Source organism: Pseudomonas sp. MF6396 (assembly GCF_002018915.1).
GTDB lineage: Bacteria > Pseudomonadota > Gammaproteobacteria > Pseudomonadales > Pseudomonadaceae > Aquipseudomonas > Aquipseudomonas palmensis.
In genome coordinates this window covers 1-1056 of sequence record NZ_MVOK01000092.1, presented here as the reverse complement: position 1 = coordinate 1056, position 1056 = coordinate 1, and the positions used below count along the sequence as shown (strand labels likewise).

General features: G+C 56.1%; 2 protein-coding genes and 1 pseudogene. All 3 read right to left on the bottom strand.

Going from position 1 to position 1056, the window contains the following annotated elements; translation table 11 throughout:
* Positions 1–344, bottom strand: a pseudogene (locus MF6396_RS29185) (hypothetical protein); the annotation flags it as partial.
* 35 nt (positions 345–379) lie between these two features.
* Positions 380–715 carry a hypothetical protein gene (locus MF6396_RS28640; RefSeq protein ID WP_153002435.1) on the bottom strand — a complete coding sequence of 112 codons (336 nt, stop codon included), beginning with the start codon at positions 713–715 and terminating at the stop codon, positions 380–382.
* The coding region (locus MF6396_RS28080; RefSeq protein WP_153046153.1) for a phage tail tip fiber protein at positions 712–1056 on the bottom strand (345 nt) is incomplete at its 5' end. The genes MF6396_RS28080 and MF6396_RS28640, both read right to left, overlap by 4 nt.

Here is a 1056-nt window from a genome sequence, read left to right as displayed (position 1 = left end):
GACCCGGAGTCGTAGATGATGACTCCGGCCTCGTCCCACATCCTCAACCCCCAACTCGCTGCTGAGCGGCTGGCAAATACAGCTGCAAACCACTTCCCGGTGGGCCGCCAGGTCACATTGCCGCTCTCGAGCCTGAAGCCTGTCCAGTTGCCTGGAGAGCCGGTAATTGTCATTTCCCGATAGAGAATGTCCGGCTGGCTCGGCGAGTTGCGAATGAAGATGCAGGGCGGCTCGGTCGTTCTTATCGTGGCCGGGAACGAGACGACTACAGTGCTTGAGCTTGTCGCGGAGTAAGTCCCGCTGTACAGCGCGCACAGCCTGGGGTTGTTGGAGTCGATCTGCACGTAGTCATCGTCATTTCTAACGTAAAGTCCAAAGCTCAATTCTTGAACCTCATTACAAGAAGACGGAACTGAATGTGTGACCCGTAATCTTCAGTGCCAGGCTGGTTTGGATGCTTTGATCGTACGGTCACATTGCCTACAGCCACCCTCATATAGGGCATTGCGCTTTCGTTGAACTCGTTTTTGCGCGCAGTTGTTGGAAGGATCACGGCTGTGCATGTTGCCGGGTTGAACCCTGAAATGGGGACAGAAACGACTGCCCCATTTCCCGTCAGCGTGTAGGTTTGGCTGTGAAGCACTTGGTAGGTGAAGCTGTCGGTATCAAGCTCAACTACACCGCCTTCACTGAATGTCCGTAGGCCATAGCTCATGCCGTTAGATCCCCAAGTTGCACGCGCAGCCGGTCATTGCTGTCGAAAACCTTCACGGCACGATGCGTGATTGTGAGCCGTCCCTGCCCCGCAATAGCTCCGTTGATCTCGAGTGTTCCGTCCTTGTTCAGTCGCCACCCTTGGACGCCCGGCACGTAGTTCGTCGAACTGATGAAGCTCCCGATCTTGGCGTTCGTGATCGTGCCGTCAGCGATGAAGGCTGCCTGGATAAACGTCTGCCCATCCTGGATCGCGAAAAACGATGCGGGAGTGCCGTTGATGTCGTTGACCACGGCGAACCTGTCGGCATTGATGATGAACTGGCTCTGCAGGCCCGCTGG

Excerpts from the sequence above, each read along its gene's own strand:
- MF6396_RS28640 (WP_153002435.1), bottom strand. The coding sequence starts at position 715 with ATGAGCTATGGCCTACGGACATTCAGTGAAGGCGGTGTAGTTGAGCTT.